We start from the raw sequence: 24730 nt of genomic DNA, 5'->3' as shown, positions 1-24730 counted from the left end.
CCGATTCCGGACGCTATTGCCCGCCGGCGTTCCACCATTCGAGCAGCGCGGCCTCGGCCTCGTCGCGAGTGAGCGGACCGCGATCCAGCCGCAGTTCCTTCAGGTAGCGCCAGGCATGGCCGACCTGCGGCCCCGGCTCCAGGCCGAGCAGTTCCATGATCGCGTTGCCGTCCAGGTCCGGGCGCACCCGCTGCAGATCCTCCTCCTGCTGCAGGCGCTCGATCCGGGCTTCCAGATCGTCGTAGGTCGAGCGCAGCAGTGCGGCGCGGCGCTTGTTGCGTGTGGTGCAGTCGGCGCGCACCAATTTGTGCAGCCGCGGCAGCAGGTCGTCGGCATCGGTGACGTAGCGGCGCACCGCCGAGTCGGTCCACTGGCCCTTGCCGTAGCCGTGGAACCGCAGGTGCAGATACACCAGCCGCGCCACGTCCTCGGTGAACTGCTTCGGATATTTCAAGGCGCGCATGCGCTTTCGCACCATCTTCGCGCCGACGACCTCGTGGTGATGGAAGCTGACGCCGCCGCCGGGCTCGTTGCGCTTGGTCGGCGGTTTGCCGATGTCGTGCAGCAGCGCGGCCCAGCGCAGCACCAGATCCGGATCGCCCTGCTCCTGGTCGATGGCCTGGCGCAGCACGGTCAGCGAATGCTGGTAGACGTCCTTGTGCTGATGGTGTTCGTCGATCTCCAGTTTCATCGCCGGAACCTCGGGCAGTACGCGTTCGGCCAGCCCGGTCTCGCACATGATGTCGATGCCGTCGGTCGGATGTTCACCCGCGATCAGCTTGTCCAGTTCGGTACGGACCCGCTCGGCGGTGATGCGGCGGATCTCGTCGGCCATCAGCGCGATCGCCACTCGCACCCGCGGCGCCACCTCGAAGCCGAGCTGGGAGACGAAGCGGGCGGCGCGCAGCATGCGCAGCGGATCGTCGTTGAACGAATCCCCCGGCGCCGCAGGCGTATCCAGCACTCCGGCCAGCAGTGCGTCCATGCCGTCGAGCGGATCGACGAATTCCAGCTCACCGGCCCCGCCGATGCGCACGGCCATCGCGTTGACCGTGAAGTCGCGGCGAACCAGATCGCCCTCGAGGTTGTCGCCGAAGGTCACCTCCGGATTGCGGGAGACGCGGTCGTAGCTGTCGCTGCGGAAGGTGGTGATCTCCAGCTGCCAGCCCGATTTCGACGCGCTCACCGTGCCGAACGCCAAACCGCCGGTGTCCCACAGGTTGTCGGCCCAGCCGCGCACGATCTCCTGCACGACCTCGGGCCGCGCGTCGGTGGTGAAGTCCAGATCGGTGCCGAGCCGGCCCAGCACCGCATCGCGCACGCTACCGCCGACCAGGTACAGCTCGTGGCCGCGCGCGGCGAACAGGCCGCCGAGCGGAGTCAGCACATCCGAGAGCCGGCCCAGGGTGATCGCCGCCGCGGCAAGCAATCGCGTCCGGCGATCATGGTCGGGGTCGGACACGGCCCTTCCTTTCACTTGTGTGCCGTCCTCCACTTCTGCGTCAACGGACTTCGGCGAAACCACGGAAACGCAGCTTAGTTGGTACGCACCCGCCGGTACCCGCCCGGACCGGCCGGACGACACCACCGCGGCGGGCGTGACACTCGGCATCGAACACGTTCAGTGCATCGATCCGGCGCGGCTAGACTGACCCGGTGTCTCCGGCCGATCGCGCGAACAGTCGACGCCGCCAGCCCCGGCGCCGCGGTTCGGCCGGTAATGCGGCGAAACCTCGCATGCGCACCGTCCGGGAAACCTCCGCGGGCGGATTGGTCGTCGACGGACTCGACGGCCCCGCCGAACAGCGCTGCGCCGCGCTCATCGGGCGCACCGACCGCCGCGGCCGGCTGCTGTGGTCGCTGCCGAAGGGCCATATCGAGGAGGGGGAGACGGCCGAACAGACCGCCGTCCGGGAGGTCGCCGAGGAGACCGGCATCAACGGCCGGGTGGTCGCGGAACTGGGAAGCATCGACTACTGGTTCGTCACCGAAGGCCGTCGGGTACACAAGACCGTGCACCATTACTTGATGCGGTCGTTGGGGGGTGAGCTCTCCGATGCCGACGTCGAGGTCACCAAGGTGGCCTGGGTGCCGTTGAGCGAACTCGATTCCCGGCTCGCCTACGCCGACGAGCGGCGTCTGGCCGAGGTCGCGAATCGGCTGATAGATCGGATGGAGAGCGGCAGACAATGACGCGTGCGAGTCGCAGTGGGCACCGTTGGGTGCTACTGCTCGTCTCGCTGGCGCTCGCCGTATTGAGCGTGCCGTCGGCCGGGTCGAGCCATGCGCAGCCCTCCGGGTCGGGAGGTTCGACCGCCGCGCCGAAATTCCTCAAGCTCACGCTCGATTCGGTGTCGCCGAGCACGATCACCACCACAAGCGATTCCGTCCTCGCGCTGACCGGCACGGTGACCAACATCGGCGATCGCGTGGTGGACGACGTCAGCGTGCGGGTGCAGCGCGGGGCGGCCATCGCCGAACCCAGCGAATTGCGATCCACGCTGCGTCAGGATCAATCGAATTTTCCGGTCAGCGCACAGTTCCAGGACGTCGCCGACCAGTTGGGGCCCGGGCAGCGCAAACAGTTCACCCTGCGGATCGGGGTGCGCGAGGGCATGTCCAACGCGGCCGCCAATCCGCCGGTCACCGACTCGCTCGGGATCACCGAACCGGGCGTGTATCCGCTGCTGCTTAATGTGAACGGCGAACCGGCCTACGGCAATCAGGCACATCTCGACGATGCGCGGTTTCTGCTGCCGGTGCTCGGCCTGCCGGCCCTGCCGAACGGCTCCGATGCCGCCGCGGAGGGCGCGCAGCCGGTTCCGGCCGCGCCGCAGCCGCCGGTGGCCACCACCATGTTGTGGCCCCTGGCCGATCGGCCCCGCATGGTCGCGGGCATTCCCGGGTCGGTGGACGGCAAGGCGCTGCTCACCGACGACGAACTGGCCGGCGAACTCGCCGCGGGTGGCCGCTTGGATCAGCTGCTCTCGGCGCTGGAGTCGGCCCTGCGGCCCGACCCCTCGCACGATTCCGGCCGCTCGGGCGCCGGGCTGGCCGGATCGCTGTGCCTGGCCGTGGACCCGGATCTGCTGCTCACCGTGTCGAGGATGACCGAGGGATACCGGGTGCTGGCCTCGCCGTCGGATCCGGACGGGCCGACGCGCGACGGAACCGGACCGCAGGCCGCGCGGACCTGGCTCGACCGGCTGCGTGCGCTGGCGCCGACGATGTGCACGGTGGCGCTGCCGTTCGCGCAGGTAGACCCGACCGCGTTGGCCGGCGTACACGATGCCGATCTGGTCGCCCGCGCGATCACCGCACCCGCGGATATCGTCGATTCGCTGCTGTCGGTCAAATCCGTGCGCGGGGTGAGCCTGCCCGCCTCCGGAGCCATCGGAGCCGATGCCGCGGCCATGCTGGCCGAGCGGGGTTTCACCACCGCCGTCCTCTCCGGTAACGCCGTCGCCGAGGGCGGTTCCGTCAGCGCCGCAACGGGTTCCGGCCGCGGCGAGGCGACGGTACGCAGTACCGCCTCCGTCGCCGCGGATATCGCACCGGTGGTGCCGGAGATGGTTCGCCTGCCGGCCGCCGCGCCGGCCAAACCCGAACTCACGCCACCGGCGCCCGATTCCGGGTTGAAGGTCGCCACCTTCGACATGTGGTCGGCGACCGCGCTGGCCGCGGTGGGATCGAATCCGCCGACTCCGGCATTCACTCCCGACCGGGTTCGTTACGCGGTCACCAACGACTCCCGCACCGCTCGACTGCAGGACGCACTGGGCGCGCTGACCTGGCCGGTGCTGAATACGACCGAGACCCGCCCCCGGGCGACCCTGCTGATGCCGCCGCAACAGTGGGGCGCCGACCGCGACGAGGCCGGAGCGTTGCTCTCGCATCTGGAGCTGATGTTCCGCAGCGGTTTGGCCACACCGCGTTCGTTCGCCGATCTGCTGGCCCAGCCGGTCGATCCGCGCCCGTACGAACTGGACTACTCCGGTGATGCGGTGGCGCAGGCGGTGCCGGACCAATTCGTCGCGCCGGTCGGGCAGCAGGAACATCGGATCGACGATCTGATGAGCGCCCTGGTGGAGATCCCACAGCAGGAGCCGACGCCGCGGACGTTCCTCACGCCGCTGCGCGACGATCTGATCCGGGTGCTGACGCTCTCGGATCGCACCGGCACCGATTCGCAGGCCGATACCGCCGCGCAACGACGACTCGAACAGACGACCCGGACCATGGACGGTTTGTTCTCCTCGGTGAGTGTGCTGCCGCCGGGCGGGGTCTACACGCTGGCCTCGGAGCAGAGTCCGTTGCTGCTGGTCGCGCGGAACGATCTGCCGGTCGCGATCCGGATCCGCTTCAAGATCGGGGTGCCCGCCGAGACGAATATCACCGATATCGGTGAGCAGCAGCTTCCGGCGGAGGGTACTCGGTCGTTCCAGATTCCGACCAAGGTGAGCGACAGCCGTAACCTGGTGATTCCGATATCCCTTACCACACCGGCCGGAGTGCCTCTCGGCAACGCCACCTCGGTTTCGGTACGTTCGAACGCTTACGGTCAAGCGTTGGCGATAATTACCGCATGTGCCGGTGCACTGCTGTTCCTGCTCGCCGGTCGCCGCTTGTGGCGCCGCTTCCGGGGACAGCCGGATCCGGCCGACAAGGGTTTGGACCCCGGAAAACGACGCAGGCTGAACCGATACCTGCGCGCCCGCAAACGAGTACTGCAGGAAGAGGAGGCACAGTGAGCGACAATCGCGCAGCGGCTCGTTGTGCCGACCGGGTGGTTCACGGGCCGGCACGAATGCCGAGCAGACCGGAGGTCCGGTGACCGAGTACGACGGCCCCGTCGTGCCCGATCAGGCCGACGACGAGCAGTTTCCGCGACGCGCGCCCGCCGCGCCGTGGGAGCGTGGACCGCGTCGGCTGAGTCCCGATCCCTCGATGCCGCCCTCGGGCGCCAACGGTGTCGTGCCCCACGGCGCGCCGCCGCATCGCTTGCCGAACGAGGCCCGCCCCGATCCGGCCGATCCGCGGCGACCGCTCAGCGGCCCGATTCCCCAGGTACCCCCGGCCGGCCGGATGCCCGGCCCGAACGGGGCCCGGCCCACCCCGCCGCCGCGCCGGCAAACGCCGCCCAGCGCACCCATGCGCCCGATACCGGGTGCCGTCCCGCGTCAGGTTCCGCCGGGAGCATCGCCTCGTCCGGGACCTCCGAACCCGCCCGAGGGGTCCCGGTATCCGGGCCCGCAGAATCCGCCGCGCCGGCAGAGTCCGCCGAGCGCGCCCATCCGCCAGACGCCGCCGAATGCGCCGCGCCCGCCGCTACCCCCCAACGCCCCGCCGAGCGAGCCGTTCCGTCAAGTGCCCCCGACGGATCATCGCGGTGCTCGCCCGCAGCAGGACACCCCGCCGCCGGGACGGCCCCGTCCACCGCAGCGCGGCCTGCGCCCGCCGGTCGAGCCCTCCGACCAGGAATCCCGCTACCGGGACCCCGAGTACCGAGACCCTCAGTACCGCGAGTCTCAGAGTCGGGAGACCCCGCGCCGCGATGTGCCTCGTGCGGATCCGCGACGGTCCTATCCGCCGGGCCCGCCGAGCGGTCCGGTCGACCGAGTCCCTCGGCCGCCCCGCGCGGAGCGGGCGATGCCGCGCCAGATCCCGCCCTCCGAGGCGGCCGAGCCGCGTCGCAGGCCGGCAGCGGAGCGTCCGGCCGCGGCGCGCCCCGATACGCCACGGCCGACACGCGCGCGCGCTGATTCGGCAGGTCCTCGCACCGCCCAGCAGGCCGTGATCGAGCAGGAACCGGAAGAGTCGTCGACTTCGCGATTGGTCCGCGATTCCGGGTCCATCGCAGTCGCCACGTTGGTCAGCCGTATCACCGGCTTCGTCAAGCAGCTGTTGCTCGTCACCGTGCTGGGCCCGGCCATCGCCAGTGCGTTCACGGTCTCCAGCACGATCCCGACCATGATCTCCGAGCTACTGCTCGGCGCGGTGCTCACCGCCATCGTGGTGCCGACCCTGGTCCGTGCGGAGAAGGAGGACGCCGACCGCGGCGCCGCCTTCGTCCGCCGCTTGGTCACCGCGGCATTCACGGTGCTGGCCATCGGAACCGTCCTCGCCGTCGCCGCGGCGCCGGTGATGACCACCCACATCTTCCTGTCCCACGACGGCAAGGTGAATACCGCGCTGACCACGGCGCTCGCCTTCCTGCTGCTGCCGGCCATCCTCTTCTACGGGATGTCGGGCCTGCTCATGGCAATCCTGAACACACATCAGGTGTTCAAACCGGGCGCCTGGGCGCCGGTGCTGAACAACGTGGTCGTGCTGGCGATTCTGACCCTGTACGCGGTCACGCCGGGTGAGATCAGCCTCGATCCGGTCCGGATGAGCGACCCGAAGCTGCTGGTCCTCGGCATCGGTGTGACCGTCGGTGTCATCGTTCAGATGGTGAGCCTGCTGCCGGCCATCCGGCGGCTGGGGATCGATCTGCGCCCGCTGTGGGGGGTGGACGCCCGGCTCAAGCAGTTCGCCGGAATGGGCGCGGCCATCATCCTGTACGTGTTCATCAGCCAGATCGGCTGGACCATCGCCACCCGGGTCTCCTCGCACGCCGATGTCGCGGGCCCGACCATCTATCAGAACGCCTGGCTGCTGCTTCAGCTGCCGTACGGCGTGCTCGGCGTGACCCTGCTGACCGCGATCATGCCGCGGCTGAGCCGCAATGCCGCCGCCGACGACAATCCGGCGGTCGTCGACGACCTCGGCGTCGCCACCCGTCTGACCATGATTTCGCTGGTCCCGGTGGTCACCTTCCTCACCATCGCGGGTCCGCAGATCGGCCAGGCGCTGTACGGATACGGCCATTTCGGTAGTTCGGATGCGGGCCGTCTGGGCGAGGCGGTCTCCTGGTCGGCGTTCACGCTGATTCCGTACGCGCTGGTGCTGATTCACCTGCGGGTGTTCTACGCGCGGGAACAGGCCTGGACACCCACCTGGATCATCCTCGGCATCACCGGCGTCAAGATCGTGTTGTCGCTGCTCACGCCGGTGTTCTTCAGTGACGATCACGTGGTCATCGCCCTGGGCGTGGCCAACGGCCTGGGCTTCGTGACCGGCGCGGTGATCGGCGGCTGGCTGTTGCACCGCAGTCTCGGCGACCTGCGCATGGCCAACGTCGGCCGCACCGTCACCCGGGTCGTGCTGGCCTCGGTGGCCGGCGCGGCGGTGACGCTGATCATGGATCAGGTGCTGGGCCTGTCGCGGCTCGACGGCGGCCTCGCCTCGGTCCTGCGGGTCGGCCTGGACGCGATCGTCATGTTCGGCGTCGCATTCGGCCTGATGCGCCTCGCCGGAGTGCCGGAGATCGTCGCGCTCACGGTCGCGGTGTCGCGCCGCCTGGGCTTCACGCCGCCGGCGCCCGACCTCGGCTTGGGCGACACCGCGGCCGATATGCACGACACGATGGTGCTGCCGCGCCCGGATCTCGCAGCTCCGTACTACTACCGCTACGACCCGTATACCGACGCCCAGACCATGGTGTTGCCGGTAATCCGTCCTGGTGCGGTTGACCGCACCGGTCAGGGCGAGTTCCCGTACCCTGTTCGGCAGAGAAACGCAAATGCCGGTGCTACACCGGCGCAACAAGCTTCGACATATCAGGGCGAAGGAGGAGCGAGGGTGAGCGACGACGCGGCGGAGGGCCAGCCTTCCGCCGAGGCTGCCGACGCGGCAGGCGCAGTGCGCACCGACGACGTCCCACCCGGGAGTGTTCCGCCGGCCGACCGCACTCGGGACTCCGCATCCGACCATACGGAAGCGTCGAACGCCGCTGCGGCGCCCGACGCCGAGGCCGGTGTGCACGGGGATGCCCCCGACGCGCCGAACGCCGCGGACGCGGTGGGCGGCAACGGCGCGGAAGCAGTGCCGCCCGCAGCGGTGCCGCCGCGGGATCCGGCCTACGACACCGGCATGCTGCCGGTCGGTTCGCCGGAGATGCCCCCGATGCGGGTGGAACCACCGGCCCGGCGGGTGCCGCGCGGTCCCAAACTGATTCCGGGAGCCTCCGTGGCGGGTGGCCGCTATCGGCTGCTCGCCGACCACGGCGGCGCGCGCGGACTGCGGTTCTGGCAGGCCTTGGATGTGAAACTGGACCGCGAGGTCGCTCTCACCTTCGTCGATGCCGATCAGAAGGCCGCCGACAATCCCGGCCACGACGGCCCGCAGGCCATCCTCTCGCGCACGCTGCGCCTGGGCCGGATCAACTCGTCCGGCCTGGCCCGCGTGCTCGACGTGGTGCGCGGCAGTTCCGGCGGCATCGTGGTCGCGGAGTGGACTCCCGGCCGTTCGCTGCGGGAGATGGCCGAGACCCAGCCCTCGCCGATCGGCGCGGCGCGGGCCATCCGCGCCCTGGCCGCGGCGGCCGAACTGGCCCATCGCGGCGGCGGATCGCTCTCGATCGACCATCCGGACAGGGTGCGCATCAGCGCGTCCGGCGATGCGGTGCTGGCCTTCCCGGGCACCTTGGCCGATTCCGACGCCCAATCGGATGTGCGCGGCCTCGGCGCGATGCTCTACGCGTTGATCACCGCCCGCTGGCCGATCCGCACCGGCGGTGTCACCGGTTCGGCGGCGACCGTCGGCGGGCTGAAGCTGGCCGATTTCGGAAGCGACGGCTCTCCGGTGGAACCGCGCCAGATTCGTCCCGAGGTGCCGTTCGAGATCTCCGCCGTGGCGGTCCGCTCGCTCGAGGCCGACAAGGGCGTGCGTACGGCGGCGACCGTGCAACACGTGCTCGAGCAGGCCTCGGTCGTCGACCAGAAGACCGACTTCATCCCGGTCCTGCGTCTGGGCCAGCGCGCGGTTGCGAATCCGGACGAAAGCCTCGCCGATCCGGAACTGCTCGCCGCCGAGCGCGAGCGGTCGCAGCGCATGCTGTGGATCCTGGTCGCTCTGGGTGTGCTCGCGGCGCTGGTCGTCGGCGTGATCATCTGGTGGCTGCTGAGCATCTTCGCGCCGGGTTCGGCCGACGAACCGCTCAACGAACAGCGCAAACTGGGCCTGACCACGGCCAGCGTCGCACCGACGACGCCGGCCGCGCAGTCGGCGGGACCCGCGCCGACCACGGCCGCCGGACTTCCGCTGCAGGCGACGGGCGTATCGGTGTACTCCCCGGAGGGGACCCCGGACAGTCCCGGCAACGTGTCGGCCCTGCTGGACGGCAATCCGACCACCACCTGGCACACCGATCAGTACTTCCAGCAGTTCCCGGCCTTGAAGAAGGGGATCGGGGTGCTCGCGACGCTGCCCGGGCCCAGCAAGGTGAGCAAGGTCGTCATCGATTCCGCGTCGCCGGGCACGGTGGTCGAGGTGCGTACCTCGCCCAACGCGGTTCCCACCCTGGATCAGACCCAGCTCGTCGGCCAGGCCACCCTGGCCGACGGCACCACCACGATCCCGGTGCAGTCCGACCAGCCGGCCCGCTACATCCTGATCTGGATCACCCAGCTGGCCAACAACGGCGGCCAGTTCCAGTCGTCGATGGGCGACATTCACTTCGAGGCAGCTTCCTGATTCGTGCCGCCGCGGCCGGCGGTTGTTCCGGCCCGTGATATCACCTCGCTCTGGTTGCTACCGATTCGTAATAAACGTTATGATTCACAGCGCGCTCTCAGCAGGGGAGCTTCCTGGGATCTGGTGTCTCGGTCCTGGATGATGCGGAATTTGCGGCCGGTCCGGTGTAGGACTTCGTGCCGCCGTGAGCGCTGTCCAAGGGGTTTGTGTGTCGTTCGAAGCGATCGCCAGTGGGGGGACACCGGAGTCGTCTGCTGTTCGTCGTCGCTCGATCGATCCGGACGAAACCACCGATTTCGAATTGCTTTCCGCCCATGTCGCCGGAGACCGCGACGCTTTCGGCATTCTGTTCCGCCGCCATTACAGCCGGCTCTGGCAATTGGCACTGCGCACCTGCCGAACTCCGGAGGATGCCGCCGATTCGCTGCAGGACGCGCTGCTGTCCGCGCATCGCAATGCCGCCACCTTCCGCGGGGATGCGGAGGTACGCAGCTGGCTGCATCGCATCGTGGTCAACGCATGCCTGGATCGTATGCGGCGCAACAAATCCCGTCCCGCGACGTCACTGTCGGACGAATCGGTGGCCGAACCCGCAATGGAACGCGACGACATCGCGCAGCGCGAGGTGAAAATGGTCGTCGCCGCGGCCCTGTTCACGCTGCCGCCCGATCAGCGAGCAGCGCTGGTTGCGATCGACATGGAAGGGTATACCGTAGCGGAAGCGGCGCAGTTGCTGGGCGTCGCCGAGGGGACGATCAAAAGTCGCTGCGCTCGTGGCCGAAAACGGCTGGAACAGGAATTGGAATTCCTGCGAAATCCGGGGAACCGGACGTAGCCGAGAAGCGTCTTTACTAACAGACGGACAAATATTCGTTGTGCCTGCCGCCGCCTCGCTGCGATGACAGGCGCTACATCATGAGGCCGGACCCGGAGAGGCGATGGACGACAAGGGCGAATTCGCCGCGCGGCGACGCCGTTCCGGGGTGTGGGGCGACGAAGCGGACACAGGAGGTGTGATGGCAGCCCGTTCCGTGCCGCGCCCTCCGTTCTCCACCGATCTGCTGGCCGAGCTGCACGCCGACAACGTCCCTCCGGAGCAGGCCGAGCTGCTGTGGCCACAAGTTCGCCGGGACCCCGAAGCCGTCCGTTTTCTGCACTCGCTCGACGGCGTGAGCGCCGAATTACGCGCGCTGAGCCTGGACGACCGCATCCTGCACCCGATACCGACCCAGGTCGCGGCCCGGTTGGACGCGCTGCTGGACGAGTTGTCCCGCGGCGAGCAGCCGCAGCCGGTCGCCACCGTCCATCAGCTCCACCGTGACGGCTCGGACGGTGAGCCACCCTCGACCCGTCCGATGCCGGCTCTCGACGCGGTACCGCCGGAGCCCGTTCCCGAGGAGCCGATGCCGCAGGACGCCGACGTCCCGGGCGCGGCGCCACCGGACGAGCCGATGTCTCTGGACGGTCACCGCACGAAGCGATTGCGCTGGTTCACCGCGGCCGCGGCAGCGGTGGCCGTCATCGCCGGAACCCTGGTCGCCGTCGACGCGGCGACCGATCGCACGGTGAGGCCGAACGCACTGCCCGCCGAACACGGCACCAGCGTCGCCCTCGGCGACGAGCTGTCCTCCGCGGCCGTACTCAGTGCCATGGGCCGCAACGACGTCACCGGCCCGCTGTCGGGCCCCGGCGCGATGGCCGGGTGTGTGAAGGCCGCGGTCCCGGACCGCACGGTGCTCGGCTCGACGAATGTCACATATCGCGGTGAATCGGCCGTGTTGATTCTGCTCACCGGCCCGCGTCCGCCCAAGATCACCGCACTGGTCGTGCGGACCGGTTGCAGCCCAGCGGATCCGCAGATCCTCGATATGCGTGATATCGGCTGACAGCGCGCGGCCTCGGCCACAGCCGATCGGCGGCGGGAACATCTACGTTTACCCTGTTGTTGACCGACACGCCTGTTGAACACACTTCGGAAGGGCATCATGAGCACGCCTGTACGCGATCTGATCATTGTCGGCTCCGGCCCCGCCGGCTACACCGCCGCGGTCTACGCTGCCCGGGCCGAGCTCGAACCTTTGGTGTTCGAGGGCACCCAGTTCGGTGGTGCGCTGATGACGACGACCGAGGTGGAGAACTTCCCCGGCTTCCGCGACGGCATCATGGGCCCCGATCTCATGGAAGAGATGCGTGAGCAGGCCAAGCGCTTCGGCGCGGATATCCGTACCGAGGATGTCGAGGCGATCGATCTCTCCGGCCCGATCAAGTCGGTCACGGTCGGCGGCGAGGTCTATCAGGCCTACGCGATCATCCTGGCCATGGGCTCGGCGGCCCGCTACCTCGGCGTGCCGGGGGAGCAGGAGCTGCTGGGCCGCGGGGTCAGCGCCTGCGCGACCTGTGACGGCTTCTTCTTCAAGGGCCAGGACATCGTCGTGGTCGGCGGTGGCGATTCCGCGATGGAGGAAGCGACCTTCCTCACCAAATTCGCCTCCAGCGTGACCATCGTGCATCGCCGCGAGGAATTCCGGGCCTCCCGCATCATGCTCGAGCGCGCGAAGGCGAACGAGAAGATCCGCTTCCGCCTGAACTCCGAGGTGGTCGAGGTGCACGGCGACACCGCCGTGACCAGTCTCACCCTGCGCGACACCAAGACCGGCGAAACCTCCGAGCTGGCGGCCACCGGCCTGTTCGTGGCGATCGGCCACGACCCGCGCAGCGAATTGGTCCGTGGCCAGGTCGATCTCGATGCCGAGGGCTACGTGAAGGTACGCGAGCCCGGCACCGCGACCTCGGTGGACGGCGTCTTCGCGGCCGGCGATCTGGTCGATCACACCTACCGCCAGGCCATTACGGCCGCCGGCACCGGCTGCCGTTCGGCGATCGACGCCGAGCGCTGGCTCGCCGAGAAGGGCGACATCACCAGCAACACGCTCGATCACGCCGGCAACCCGGTGGAAGTGACCGCCGGCTGATCCACCCCCGAAGCCTTTCGAATATCGCGTCATCGCACACCGCTAGGAGTTCCGCATGTCCGAAACAGCCACCAAGACCGTCACCGACGCCACCTTCGAACAGGATGTGCTCGGTAGCGACAAGCCGGTGCTCGTCGACTTCTGGGCCTCCTGGTGCGGTCCGTGCAAGATGGTCGCCCCGGTGCTGGAGGAGATCGCCGCGGCGCACGGTGACAAGCTGACCGTCGCGAAGGTCGATGCCGACGCCAACCCCACGAGCTCCCGTGACTACGGTGTGATGGCATTGCCGACGATGATCCTGTTCTCCGGTGGCAAGGAAGCCAAGCGCATCGTGGGTGCCAAGGGTAAGGCCGCCCTGCTGCGCGAACTCGAGGGCATCATCTGAGTCGTCCCATTCGAGGCCCCGGGTTACCGCACGTCGCGAGCGTGTCCGGCCCGGGGCCCCGATGCGGTTCGAACCAGGGGGCACTCCGGGACCCGATAGCTGTGTACTATTTCGGCACCCGGAGAATTGCCGAAATACGGCTCGGGTCTGAGACAATCGACCGACGCTCCGGTCGTGCGAGGGTGTGTGCCATCGCACAAGTGGGTACCCGGGTTGGCGGAAGGAAAGGGCTCTCACGCATGCACCGACTTCGTCACGGCGATACTGGTCCAGCCGTCGCTGAGGTCCGGAGCAACCTGGCAAGTCTCGGATTCCATCCACACCCGCACGGGACCGACCGGTCCGGTGGGCAGGGGGAGTACTGGAAGGATTCCGACGCCGTCTTCGATCGTGAACTCGATTCGGCCGTACGCGCTTTCCAGCAGCAGCGAGGCCTGCTGGTCGACGGCGTCGTCGGGCCCGCGACCTATCGTGCGCTGAAGGAGGCGTCCTATCGCCTCGGCGCCCGGACCCTGATCTATCAGCTCTCGGCGCCGCTGTACGGCGACGATGTCGCCACCCTGCAGCGGCGCCTGCAGGATCTGGGCTTCTACGTCCATCGCATCGACGGCTACTTCGGCCCGCATACCCACGATGCGCTCACTGCCTTCCAGCGCGAGATCGGCCTGTCCGCGGACGGCATCTGTGGTCCGGACACCCTGCGCTCGCTGGAACTGCTCGGAGCGCGGGTCACCGGCGGCAATCCGCATCGCATCGCCGAGGAAGAGGTCGTCCACCGGGCCGGCCCGCAGCTGACCGGAAAGCGCATCGTCATCGACCCCGGAATGGGCGGCGAGGACAAGGGTTTGGCCGTGCCGACGGAATTCGGCGACGTGTACGAGTCCGAGATCCTCTGGGATCTGGCGAGCCGCCTCGAGGGCCGGATGGCCGCCACCGGCATGGAGACGTTCCTGTCCCGCCCGTGGGGCGCCAACCCGACCGACGCCGAGCGCGCCGAGACCTCCAACACCTTCGACGCGGATCTGATGATCTCGCTGCGCTGTGCGGCGAATCTCAGTTCATCCGCGGGCGGCGTGGCCAGTTTCCACTTCGGGAATTCGCACGGTTCGGTATCGATGATCGGCCAGGTGCTGGCGGGATTCATCCAGCGCGAAATCGTGGCGCGAACCTCGTTGCAGGACTGCCGCACCCACGCCCGCACCTGGGACCTGCTGCGTCTGACCAAGATGCCGACCGTACAGGTCGATATCGGCTACCTGACAAATGAATACGACGCCTCGGTGCTGACCAATCCCCGGATGCGCGATGTGATCGCGGAAGCCATTCTGATCTCGGTCAAGCGGTTGTATCTGCTCGGCCAGGACGATCAGCCCACCGGTACTTACACATTCGCCGAACTGTTGGCGGAGGAATTGGCCGCGGCCGACCGGATGTAGTTCCCGTATACCGCAAGAAGGCGCCCCCGGAATCGGATGCCGGGGGCGCCTTCTTTTTCGGTCAGTGGCAGGGAACGCTCGGTTGGGCCTGCATCGCGGCGGCGGCCAGTAGCTGGTCCAGAGCGCGCTCGACGTCTTCCTTCCACAGATGATCGCTGTCGAGTTCCAACCGCAGTCGCGGAAAACGATGGTGCTGCGCCACCACCGAGAATCCGACGTCCTCGAGGAAATCCGCGTCGATCATGCAGCTCTCGGGAGAGCAGGCCCTGTTGGCCTTCGGCCGCGGTGCCGAGGCGATGCCGTGGCCCGGCGAGTCGATGCGCTCCATGAAGAACATGGATCGCACTCCGCGCGCCGGCAGCGCGGTCGCGGCCGGATCGGTGCGAATTCCGAAGGCCTCGATCGCTCGCACACCTCGGCGCATCAGATCGCCGACTACGGCCTGAATCAGCCGATGGGCAATGTCTCCATCGTTGTGCGGCGGTTCGGCCCGCAGCGTGGTCAGCAGGACCGCATCCGGGCTCACGGGGGAGGTGGGGAACAACGCCGCGCGCGGCACCACACTCGGCGGCGAATACAGCGCACAGCCGGCCGGCTGACCATCGACCAACGCGATCTGCCCGCAGGACCCCCATTCGAGCATGACCGTCGACAACCACGCCTCTTTTTCGAAGACGGGATCGCTGAATTCACGAGAGTCTGCCGCCACGGCCGGGTCGATCTCCCAGAACACACATCGACGCGCATGTGCGGGAAGTTTGTCCAGTCCGCCGAGGGTTAGTGCGGTCACGCTGGTCGACACCGCTCTGCTCAGCCTCCAGCTTTCCGATTCATCTATGCTCACGCCGCATCAACATCTTCTCGCCAGCAAGAATATGCGATCAAAGCGAACGCCTCATTTCCCATCCCTTATCGATCGCGGCACATTCGGATCGGCGCGAAAAACAGCGGTGTCACAGTGACGTTTCTCGCCGAACCCCAGGGATCTGTCTCGTCAGAGCTGTTGTTGCTCCATCAGCCCGACAATGCGCTCCAAATCGTCGACCGAACCGAACTCGACGACGATCTTGCCCTTCTTCTTGCCCATACTCACCGTGACCCTGGTGTCGAACGAATTGGCCAATCGCTCGGCAACCTTGTCCAACCCCGGTGCGTAGATCTGCCGCCGCTTGGGGGTCGGCTTCACTTCTTCTTCGGGGTAGCGGTTCGCGAGAGTGACGGCCTCCTCGGTCGCACGAACCGACAACCCCTCGGCGACGATGCGTTCGGCCAACCGCTCCTGCGCCTCGGCGCCCGCTTCCAACCCGAGCAGCGCGCGAGCATGTCCGGCGGAGAGCACGCCGGCCGCGACTCGTCGCTGCACCGGAATCGGCAACTTCAGTAGGCGAATCATATTCGTGACGACCGGTCGGGATCGGCCGATTCGGTTCGCCAGTTCCTCGTGGGTGACGCCGAATTCCTCCAGCAGCTGCTGATAGGCCGCCGCCTCTTCGAGCGGATTCAGCTGCACCCGGTGGATGTTCTCCAGCAGCGCATCGCGCAGCATGGCGTCGTCGGTGGTCTCCCGCACGATCGCCGGGATGGTCTCCAGACCGGCTTCCTGGCAGGCTCGCCATCGCCGTTCACCCATCACCAGCTGATAGCGCGGAGTGGGGGAGGACTCCAGCACCCGCACCACGATCGGCTGCATCAGACCGAATTCCCGCACCGAATGGACGAGTTCGGCGAGCGCATCCTCTTCGAAGACCTGCCGCGGCTGCTTCGGATTGCGCTCGATCTGATCCGGCGGAATCTCCCGGTACACCGCACCGGCGCTCGACTCCTCGGCCGCATCGGGCACCCGATGCAGATAGGCCGACGCGGGATGCGGCCCGATCGGATCGAGTCCGATCACCGCATTGGCTGCCGCGCTTCCGAGCCCCTGCACATCGGCAGGACCGGTCGGAATCAACGCGGCTAGCCCGCGCCCCAAGCCACCCTTCTTCGCCTGACTCATCGGCCTACCGACCCCTTTCCTGTGCTGCACCAGCCGTACCGACCGACGCGCCTTCCTGGCCCGGCGACACTCGGCTCTGGATGACGGCCGAGCGGGCCGCGATCTCCCGCCCCGCGTCGAGATAACTCATCGCGCCGCGGGAACCAGGATCGTAATCGAGCACGGTCATGCCGTAGCCCGGCGCCTCGGAAACCTTGACGCTGCGCGGAATCACCGAGCGCAGCACCGCGTCACCGAAGTGGCCGCGGACCTCTTCGGCAACCTGGTCGGCGAGTTTGGTCCGGCCGTCGTACATAGTGAGGACGACGGTCGAGACGTGCAGCTCCGGATTCAGATGTGCCTGCACCAGACCGATATTGCGCAGCAGCTGGCCGACGCCCTCCAGCGCGTAGTACTCGCACTGGATCGGGATCATCACTTCCTTGGCCGCCACCATCGCGTTGACGGTCAGCAGGCCGAGAGAAGGCGGGCAGTCGATCATCACGTAGTCGATGTCGTAGCCCGCCAGGTTGGCCTCTTGAATGGCCGCTTTCAATCGGCCCTCACGGGCGACCATGGAGACCAATTCGATCTCGGCGCCGGCGAGGTCGATCGTCGCCGGAATGCACAGTAGGCGTTCGTTGTGCGGGCTTCGCTGGATCGCGTCCTGCACCGAGATCTCACCGATCAGCAGTTCATAGCTCGACGGCACGCCGGAGTGGTGCTCCACGCCGAGCGCGGTGCTGGCATTGCCCTGAGGATCGAGATCGATGACGAGCACCGTCATCCCCTGCAGTGCCAGCGCGGCAGCGAGATTCACGGCCGTCGTCGTCTTACCGACGCCGCCCTTCTGATTGGCGATGGTGATGATGCGTTGTTCGCGCGGCTTGGGGATGTTGAGTGAGCCGGGGTGCAGGACCTGGCTGGCGCGATGCGCTTCGGCCGCGATCGGAGTTTCAGCGGCGGAGATATTTCCGAATGCGGTCTTGGCGAATTCATCTCCCTCGAGGCCGCCGCTGTCCAGCATTCCGGGCACCCGGGATGTTGTTTCCCGTGAAACATTCGCCGGACGGTTCGACATACAGGCTCCTAACCCCGAGAACTTCAGACACGTGCCCAGGCAGCACCGGCGCCGCATGGCTCGAACAAGCAGAACGCGGAGCTGCCGGGAACCGCGAAACCGCGCGCTCACGCTCGACGACAACTAGCTTGCCAGCACCGGCCAGAATACGGAAGTTGAACCGCGGCAATCACTATCCGACACGCACGGAATGACTCGCTGCGGCCGTCTCGAGCGGCCTCGCGAGGCGTTGTTTCATGTGAAACAACGAAAGTTACTGTGCGCGCCGGGCGCGTCGACTCGCTTCCTTGTTCGCCCGCTTCTCCGCGCGGGGCACACGCTCGACACTGAGCACGACGGTCGGCGGCGACACGATGCCCACGCCGCATTCGAGAATCTTCGCGTGGCCCGCACCCGCGCGCGCCAGTTCAACCTGATCCCGCTCGAGTTCCTCGGCGACGCTGGATCCCTTGAGCGCCAACATATGGCCGTGCTCGCGAACCAGCGGCAGGGACCACTTGGCCAATTTCCCGAGGGGAGCGACCGCACGGGAAGTCACGTAATCCGCACCGCCGGCTTCCTTTCGAACGTCCGGCTGTTCGGCGCGACCACGCACCACGGTGATCTCGAGCCCCGCCGATTCGACGAACTCCGCCAGGAACTTGGTGCGGCGCAGCAACGGCTCGACGAGTGTGATGCGCAGATCCGGACGCGCGATGGCGAGTGGAATTCCCGGAAGTCCGGCGCCACTGCCGATGTCGACGACGGAAGCTCCGAGAGGAATCAACTCGCCCAGCACCGCACAGTTGAGGATGTGGCGGTCCCAGAGCCGCGGCACCTCCCGCGGTCCGATCAGACCGCGTTCGACGCCCGCGGTCGCCAGCGCGGCGCAGTACTGCTCGGCCAGCGGAAGACGATCGCCGAATACCTCGGCCGCCACCGCGGGCGGCGTCAGATCGACAGAGTCACCGCCGGGGGAGTGCTGAGGAGTGGCACCCGCGCCTCGTTCCACGTGAAACATCCTTCCGGACCGTCGAAATCCATCACAACGCAACTCATCACAAAGAGTAGGGCCCCCGGTTCGATGAACCGGGGGCCCTACCTTACCCATCTAATTTCTCAGGCCGGGATCACGACCACGTGCCGGTTGGGTTCGACACCTTCACTCTCACTGGCGGCACCGTCCACGGCCGCCACCGCATCGTGGACGATCTTGCGCTCGAACGGAGTCATCGGGGCCAGCGATTCGGGCTTGCCCGATTCCGCCACCCGTCGCGCCGCATCGGTTCCGAGCGCACTGAGTTCCTCGCGACGCTTCGCCCGCCAGCCGGCCACATCGAGCATCAGGCGGCTGCGCACACCGGTCGCCTGTTGCACGGCCAGTCGGGTCAACTCCTGCAACGCGTCCAGAACCTCGCCGCGCCGACCGACGAGCTTCGACAGGTCCCGCCCGCCGTCGATGCTGACGACCGCCCGGTCGCCCTCGACATCCAGATCGATATCGCCGTCGAAGTCGAGAACGTCCAGCAGCTGCTCCAGATAGTCGCCCGCGATCTCGCCCTCTTCGATCAACGCCTCTTCGGCATCGGTCGGATCCGGTTCGGTCGTCGCCTCATCGCGGTCGTCTACCGCTGACGCATCATCCTGCACACCGAGGGCCACAGTGGCGTCCCCTCCATCGGTCTCAACAGTCATATGTCGTTTCCTTCAATCTGAATCTTCCGTCGTATCCGGATCCGCTAGCGACGTCGCTTCTGATTCGCCCGACCTCTGTTGCCGGACCGCTTGCGATTACCCGGCCCGGGTGACTTACCGGACGAGCCCGACTTGCCGGAGGCCGAACCTGCCTTGGCCGAAGAAGTCGGAGTGGTGGACTCCGAAGTCGTGGAGGCGGAGGTGCCGTTCGTCGGGGCCGCGGGCTTGTCCCCGTCCGCGGCCGACGGCTCGGCGGCACCGGACTTCTTCTTGGCGGTCGGCTTGGCGCCGGGCTTCGGGGCGTTCTGCGCCTTCCGCTCGATCGCCTCTTCCTTCTTCTGCTGCTCTTCCTTGTCGATGCGCCCGAAGACCAGATGCTGCTGCCCGTAGGTCCAGATGTTGTTGGCCACCCAGTAGAGCAGGATCGCGATGGGCAGGAAGGGGCCACCGACGACGACACCGAGCGGGAACACCCACAGCGCCAGTTTGTTCATCAGCGCGGCTTGGGGATTCGCCGCCGCCTCCGCACTCTGGCGTGCCACCGAGGCGCGGGCGTTGAAGTGGGTTGCGAGGCCGGCGATGATCATCAGCGGCACCGCGACGACGACCATATTCCACACGTGCGGAATGCCGCCGTAATCGGCGTACGCGTCCAGGGTCGCCTTGGGCGAGGTGATCGCGGCGGAGATCGGCGCACCGAAGATGCGGGCACTCAGGAACGACTGCACATCGTGCGCGCTGAACACGTAGTTCGGCGTCATCGCGTTCTGCTCGGGCGTCATGTGCAGCTGGCCGATACCACTACCGGTGCGGTTGAAGGACCGCAGCACGTGGTACAGACCGATGAACACCGGCACCTGAGCCAGCACCGGCAGACAGCCCATCAGCGGGTTGAAGCCGTGCTCCTTCTGCAGCTTCTGCATCTCGACGGCCATCTTCTGGCGGTCGTTCTTGTATTTGCGCTGCAGTTCCTTGATCTGCGGCTGCAGTTCCTGCATCTGCCGCGTGGTGCGCACCTGTTTGACGAAGGGCTTGTACAGCACCAGGCGCAGGGTGAACACCAGGAACACCACTGCCAGCGCCCAGGCGAACCCGTTGCTGGCGCCCTTGTCGAAATCTCCGAGTCCGAAGACGAACCCGAAGACCCGGTGCCAGAACCAAAGGATCCAGGACACCGGGTAATAGATGAAGTCGAGCACGGCTCTATGTACTCCCGTCGGTCGTGTCGCCGGTCACCGCGCGCGGCGACCCTTTACAAGACTTGTGTTCGGCCGCCTCGTCGTGGGCCCGACTCGTCTCGTGAGCCGCTTCGGCAGCAGCCCGTTTCCGTTCCGGAACCGGGTCCCACCCACCAGGGTGCCAGGGCGCACATTTGGCCAGCCGCACGGCCGTCAATCCGAGACCTACGAACAGCCCGCGCGTACGCAGAGCCGTCACCGCGTATTCGCTACAGGTCGGGGTGAATCGGCACACCGGCATGCGGGTGGGGGAGACGTACGTCCGGTACAACTCGATCAGAAAGATCAAGAGATTCGCCGGAAGCCGCGTCACTACGCGTAGGCGGTTCATGACGCATCACTCGAAGCCACCCGCGCGGCGGAGAGATCGAACGACATTTTCCGCAGCGCGGACCGCAACTGCTGATCCAGCTCCGCCGAGGTCGCCACCGCGGCACCCGGGAGGGCGCGGATCACGACATCGGCCTCCGCCGGTAGATCTGCGACGACCCCAGCGCAGATATGACGCAGGCGGCGGGCGACGCGGTGTCGAACCACCGCGGTGCCCACCGCCTTGCTGACGATCAATCCGAAACGAGGACCACCGAAGCGTGCGAGCGGCCTAGCCGCCGCATCGTCGGACCTCACGGCATCGTCGGATCTCGGCTCCTCCGACGCCGACGGCATCACCACATGCACGACGATGTCCCGTCTCCCGACTCGTCGGCCACGTCGCACCGTCCGGGAGAAGTCGGCACGATGATTCAGCCGGTACGGCTCAGGCAACACCCGAGTGTCCGACCACGTAACGGGTGAACGGAAGCAGCGAGACGATCGACGAGTCAGGCATGGCGGCGATGCCGATGCCGTGCGATCAGGCCGTCAGAGAGGCGCGGCCCTTGCGACGGCGCGCCGACACGATCGCGCGCCCGGCACGGGTGCGCATCCGGAGTCGGAAGCCGTGGACCCGCGCACGACGACGGTTGTTCGGCTGGAACGTCCGCTTGCCCTTGGCCACGGTCAACACTCCTCGAGTTGGTGGGCGCCAGGCGGCGCCCGAAGCTGTTCGGTGAAACGTATGTGGTCGCGATGAAAACTGGTCTTCATCGGCACAACGCCCATTGCGTGGTGGTCCCGCTGGATCGACGATTCGACCGGGCAGCAGGCAGCCAACACCGCGTCAACGGGTGACTGTACGAGGGTACTGATCAGCCAGGAGAGGGTCAAACTCGGGGTCCCTCATGAGACGCCCGCCACTGCTTTCCGGGTCGACGATATCCGTTCGCTCCGCGCGACGCACCGAATGGCCGCGACGCGCCGTGCGGACGGCGCGGTCGTGAACCGCCCTTGTCACAGCCACCGCGGACGCACTACGATTCATAGCTAGAAGATAGCTGCAGAAGCGCAGGTCCAGGCGCTGACCGGGGGGTTGTTGCAGCGAACCACGTATCATCCGAGTTCTCCACATCTGTGGATAATTGTGTGGAAAGACCCCTGGAGTGGCATATTCGTATGGCTGACGGCCAGGCTTGTCAGTGGTCGCCGACCGTTGGAGCTCCTGTCGACTTGCTCCGGGGAGGAAATAATACGTGGACGACGAGCAGAACGTGTTGACCGCGGTCTGGCCCGAAGTGGTCGCCGAGCTCACCGCCGGCTCCACCGACGGAGCCATCCCGCCGGTGACCAACGCCCAGAAGGCGTGGCTCGGCCTGGTCAAGCCGCTGACGGTCGCACAAGGCTTTGCCCTGCTCTCGGTGCCTTCTTCCCTGGCCCAGGAGGCCATCGAACGCGATCTGCGCGAACCGATTCTGCGGTCGCTGGCCCGTCGGCTGGGCCCGCAGGTCGAGGGTCTGGGCGTCCGGATCGCCGCGCCGGCCAATCCGCCGCCGGACCGTCCCGGCGCCGGCGCCCGCCATGCTCGCCTGACGTCGCGTCCGGAGCGGATGCGCGACAAGCCCCGCGAACCGGTCGGCTTCCCGGCGCCGCCGCAGTATCCCGACGCCGACGATTTCCCCACCCCACGCTATCTTTCCCCAGCCGACTACCAGGCCCGGACCGCCTATCCCCAGGGTGAATATCCGTCCGCGCCGATGGCCGGGGAATTGCCGGACAGCCTCGGACCGTCCTCCCCGCTGCGCCGGGACCCGGAAGCGCATCTGCACGACGAAGCGCTGGTCCGGCATCCGGAAAGTCTGCGTCGCGATCCCGACGATCTGCGCCGGGACGCCGAAGCCTTCCGCCACGACCCGGACGTACTCCGCCGCGAAGCCGACGTCCTGCGGCGGGACCCTGACAGCCTGCCCGGCCGGGACGGCCTGCACGGTCCGGATTCGCTGCGGCGTGAGGCGGACACCCTGCGCCGCGACCACGAACTGCATCCCCAGGAGGCGCTGCGCCGGGAGACCGAACCGTTGCGTCACGATCCGGAGCTGCCCCGGCCGGGCGGACATCCCGGACAGGAGTCGCTGTTCGCGCCGGAGCCGGAGGTCGGTCAGCGGCCGGGCCCGGCCGAAGAGGCCGACGAACCGGTGGTGAGCGCGCGCAATTCCTGGCCGACGTATTTCACGAAGTCGCCGGAACCGCCGCCGCCCGCCCCCGCGAACTCCTCGGCCAGTCTGAACGCCAAATACACCTTCGAGACCTTCGTCATCGGCGCCTCGAACCGATTCGCCCACGCGGCGGCGGTCGCGATCGCCGAGGCGCCGGCCCGTGCGTACAACCCGCTGTTCGTCTGGGGGGCTTCCGGTCTGGGAAAGACGCATCTGCTGCACGCGGCCGGGCATTATGCCCAGCGACTGTTCCCCGGGATGCGCGTCAAGTACGTATCGACCGAGGAATTCACCAACGACTTCATCAACAGTCTGCGCGACGACCGGAAGGTGGCGTTCAAGCGGCGCTACCGCGAAACCGACATCCTGCTGGTGGACGACATCCAGTTCATCGAGGGTAAGGAAGGTATCCAGGAGGAGTTCTTCCACACCTTCAACACCCTGCACAACGCGAACAAGCAGATCGTGGTGTCCTCCGATCGGCCACCGAAGCAACTGGCGACGCTCGAGGAGCGACTGCGTACCCGGTTCGAATGGGGCCTGATCACCGACGTGCAGCCGCCGGAGTTGGAGACCCGGATCGCGATTCTGCGCAAGAAGGCGCGGATGGACCGCCTCGATGTGCCGCACGACGTGCTGGAACTGATCGCCAGCCGGGTCGAGCGCAATATCCGTGAACTCGAGGGCGCGTTGATCCGGGTAACGGCCTTCGCCTCCCTCAACGGGCAGCCGCTGGATCTGTCGCTGGCCGAGGTCGTCCTGCGCGATCTGATGCCGGACACCACCACGATCGAGATCACGGCGTCGACGATCATGGCCGTGACCGCGGAATACTTCAACACCACGCTGGAGGAGCTGACCGGTCCGGGTAAGGCCCGGCCGCTGGCCCAGGCTCGCCAGATCGCGATGTACCTGTGCCGGGAACTGACCGACCTGTCGCTGCCGAAGATCGGCCAGGCCTTCGGTCGCGACCACACAACGGTCATGTACGCGGAGAAGAAAGTGCGCAAGGAGATGACCGAGCGCCGCCGGGTCTACGACCAGGTCCAAGAACTCACAGCCCGAATCAAACAGCGCTCGCGCTGAATCGCTACACAAGCCGATCCACCCGGTTGACCTGGGTGGATCGGCTTTTTCGTGTTGTGGATTCCTCGAGGAGTCCTTGTGGAGTCCTCGAGGAATCCCAGGTTTGTCCTCGAGGTTGCGCACAGTCGATGCGCGGGGCTGTGCACGCATTCGCTCACAGCCCTCGGTCCACAGTTCCCACAGCCGAATTCGTCCACGGGGTCCGAACTGCGGAGACGGCCGAATCGGCATGTGGATTCCTCGAGGACTCCCTGTCAGGTCCTCGAGGAATCCCCCGGTAGTGCACCGATCGGCACACACGTGTGTACAACAGGTCTCGGGCCATGGAAGAACTCGAGGATGGCTCGAGGATGGAAGTTGAACAGTTTCGCGGCCTCCACAGCGGCCCACTGTTCATCCTCGAGTCACCCGCCGGACATCCCCACGCCGCCACGCCACCTGAGCTGGGCGAACGGGCCGCGTCCACAGAATCCACAGTGCCTACTACTACTTCAGTTCTTCTTCTTTAGATTTCTTCTTGAAAACAGGGTGTGTGGAAACTCGGCTCGGAGGCGGACGGATCGATTCGTGGCACTCCACAACCGAACGAAGCAGGGAGCGGAACGGGTCCGGCCCATCCCGGCGGACGACGCACCGGGCGAGGGGGTGACGTAGTCATCGCCCGCATGCGCGGGTACGGTTTGATGTCGGTCGCCTGTGCCACACTGCGGTGCGTACGGGCGAGTCGTTTCGACCGCATTGCCGCGCGAACCACGCTGTTGTATGAACCACGCTGATCA

At 67.2% G+C, this 24730-nt stretch carries 19 protein-coding genes; 9 read left to right on the top strand and 10 right to left on the bottom strand.

The features are described from left to right. Positions 1–13 precede the first annotated feature (13 nt). The gene (locus tag IG65_RS0107280; protein ID WP_030514062.1) at positions 14–1462 is read right to left on the bottom strand and encodes a CCA tRNA nucleotidyltransferase; all 1449 of its coding nucleotides are present in this window, start codon (positions 1460–1462) and stop codon (positions 14–16) included. 194 nt (positions 1463–1656) lie between these two features. Between IG65_RS0107280 and IG65_RS0107275 the strand changes: the two genes are divergently transcribed. The 8 genes from IG65_RS0107275 to IG65_RS0107240 all read left to right on the top strand — a co-directional run bounded on the left by IG65_RS0107275 (position 1657) and on the right by IG65_RS0107240 (position 14369). Beyond that, positions 1657–2193, top strand: a complete 537-nt coding sequence (locus IG65_RS0107275; RefSeq protein WP_064923396.1) for an NUDIX hydrolase — start codon at positions 1657–1659, stop codon at positions 2191–2193. Continuing rightward, a complete protein-coding gene (locus IG65_RS0107270) occupies positions 2190–4751 on the top strand; it encodes a DUF6049 family protein (RefSeq protein WP_030514060.1) in 2562 nt (853 codons plus the stop codon). Before IG65_RS0107275 ends, IG65_RS0107270 begins: the two co-directional genes overlap by 4 nt. 898 nt (positions 4752–5649) lie before the next feature. Continuing rightward, entirely contained in the window at positions 5650–9576 is a 3927-nt protein-coding gene (murJ, locus tag IG65_RS0107265) for a murein biosynthesis integral membrane protein MurJ (protein WP_051755510.1), read from the top strand. Positions 9577–9847: 271 nt separating this feature from the next. After that, positions 9848–10411 (top strand): RNA polymerase sigma factor SigM, encoded by a 564-nt coding sequence (sigM, locus tag IG65_RS0107260; RefSeq protein WP_030514058.1) that lies wholly within the window; start codon positions 9848–9850, stop codon positions 10409–10411. Positions 10412–10592: 181 nt separating this feature from the next. Next, entirely contained in the window at positions 10593–11462 is an 870-nt protein-coding gene (locus IG65_RS0107255; RefSeq protein ID WP_156055524.1) for a hypothetical protein, read from the top strand. A gap of 99 nt (positions 11463–11561) precedes the next feature. Next, complete coding sequence (gene trxB / locus IG65_RS0107250; protein ID WP_030514056.1) at positions 11562–12548, top strand: thioredoxin-disulfide reductase; 987 nt, start codon at positions 11562–11564, stop codon at positions 12546–12548. A 55-nt stretch (positions 12549–12603) separates the two neighbouring features. After that, a complete protein-coding gene (gene trxA, locus IG65_RS0107245; RefSeq protein ID WP_030514055.1) occupies positions 12604–12933 on the top strand; it encodes a thioredoxin in 330 nt (109 codons plus the stop codon). Between the two features lie 239 nt (positions 12934–13172). Further along, positions 13173–14369, top strand: coding sequence for an N-acetylmuramoyl-L-alanine amidase (locus IG65_RS0107240; protein WP_030514054.1), 1197 nt, complete (start codon positions 13173–13175; stop codon positions 14367–14369). A 61-nt stretch (positions 14370–14430) separates the two neighbouring features. Here the strand turns inward: IG65_RS0107240 and IG65_RS0107235 are convergent, their stop codons facing one another. From IG65_RS0107235 to rpmH, 9 genes are all read right to left on the bottom strand, one after another. After that, entirely contained in the window at positions 14431–15171 is a 741-nt protein-coding gene (locus IG65_RS0107235; RefSeq protein ID WP_030514053.1) for a hypothetical protein, read from the bottom strand. A gap of 192 nt (positions 15172–15363) precedes the next feature. Then, on the bottom strand, positions 15364–16365 hold the full coding sequence (locus IG65_RS0107230; protein ID WP_030514052.1) for a ParB/RepB/Spo0J family partition protein: 1002 nt from the start codon (positions 16363–16365) through the stop codon (positions 15364–15366). 4 nt (positions 16366–16369) lie between these two features. Further along, positions 16370–17371 (bottom strand): ParA family protein, encoded by a 1002-nt coding sequence (locus IG65_RS0107225; protein WP_104366055.1) that lies wholly within the window; start codon positions 17369–17371, stop codon positions 16370–16372. A 307-nt stretch (positions 17372–17678) separates the two neighbouring features. Further along, positions 17679–18425: a 16S rRNA (guanine(527)-N(7))-methyltransferase RsmG gene (gene rsmG, locus IG65_RS0107220; protein WP_081879323.1), complete on the bottom strand. Its 747-nt coding sequence runs from the start codon at positions 18423–18425 to the stop codon at positions 17679–17681. A 98-nt stretch (positions 18426–18523) separates the two neighbouring features. After that, complete coding sequence (locus IG65_RS0107215; RefSeq protein WP_030514049.1) at positions 18524–19099, bottom strand: protein jag; 576 nt, start codon at positions 19097–19099, stop codon at positions 18524–18526. A 44-nt stretch (positions 19100–19143) separates the two neighbouring features. Further along, positions 19144–20298 carry a membrane protein insertase YidC gene (gene yidC, locus IG65_RS0107210; protein ID WP_030514048.1) on the bottom strand — a complete coding sequence of 385 codons (1155 nt, stop codon included), beginning with the start codon at positions 20296–20298 and terminating at the stop codon, positions 19144–19146. A 4-nt stretch (positions 20299–20302) separates the two neighbouring features. Further along, positions 20303–20668, bottom strand: a complete 366-nt coding sequence (yidD, locus tag IG65_RS36715; protein ID WP_081879322.1) for a membrane protein insertion efficiency factor YidD — start codon at positions 20666–20668, stop codon at positions 20303–20305. Next, complete coding sequence (gene rnpA / locus IG65_RS34460) at positions 20665–21105, bottom strand: ribonuclease P protein component (protein ID WP_081879321.1); 441 nt, start codon at positions 21103–21105, stop codon at positions 20665–20667. Before rnpA ends, yidD begins: the two co-directional genes overlap by 4 nt. Before the next feature lie 85 nt (positions 21106–21190). Further along, a complete protein-coding gene (rpmH, locus tag IG65_RS36710; protein ID WP_006550910.1) occupies positions 21191–21334 on the bottom strand; it encodes a 50S ribosomal protein L34 in 144 nt (47 codons plus the stop codon). Positions 21335–21905: 571 nt separating this feature from the next. Between rpmH and dnaA the strand changes: the two genes are divergently transcribed. Next, entirely contained in the window at positions 21906–23951 is a 2046-nt protein-coding gene (gene dnaA / locus IG65_RS0107200; protein ID WP_030514046.1) for a chromosomal replication initiator protein DnaA, read from the top strand. Positions 23952–24730: the final 779 nt, after the last annotated feature.

It is taken from the genome of Nocardia sp. NRRL WC-3656, from assembly GCF_000720265.1.
In the GTDB taxonomy this organism is placed as follows: Bacteria; Actinomycetota; Actinomycetes; order Mycobacteriales; family Mycobacteriaceae; genus Nocardia; species Nocardia nova.
This window is presented reverse-complemented; position numbering and strand designations above follow the sequence as displayed.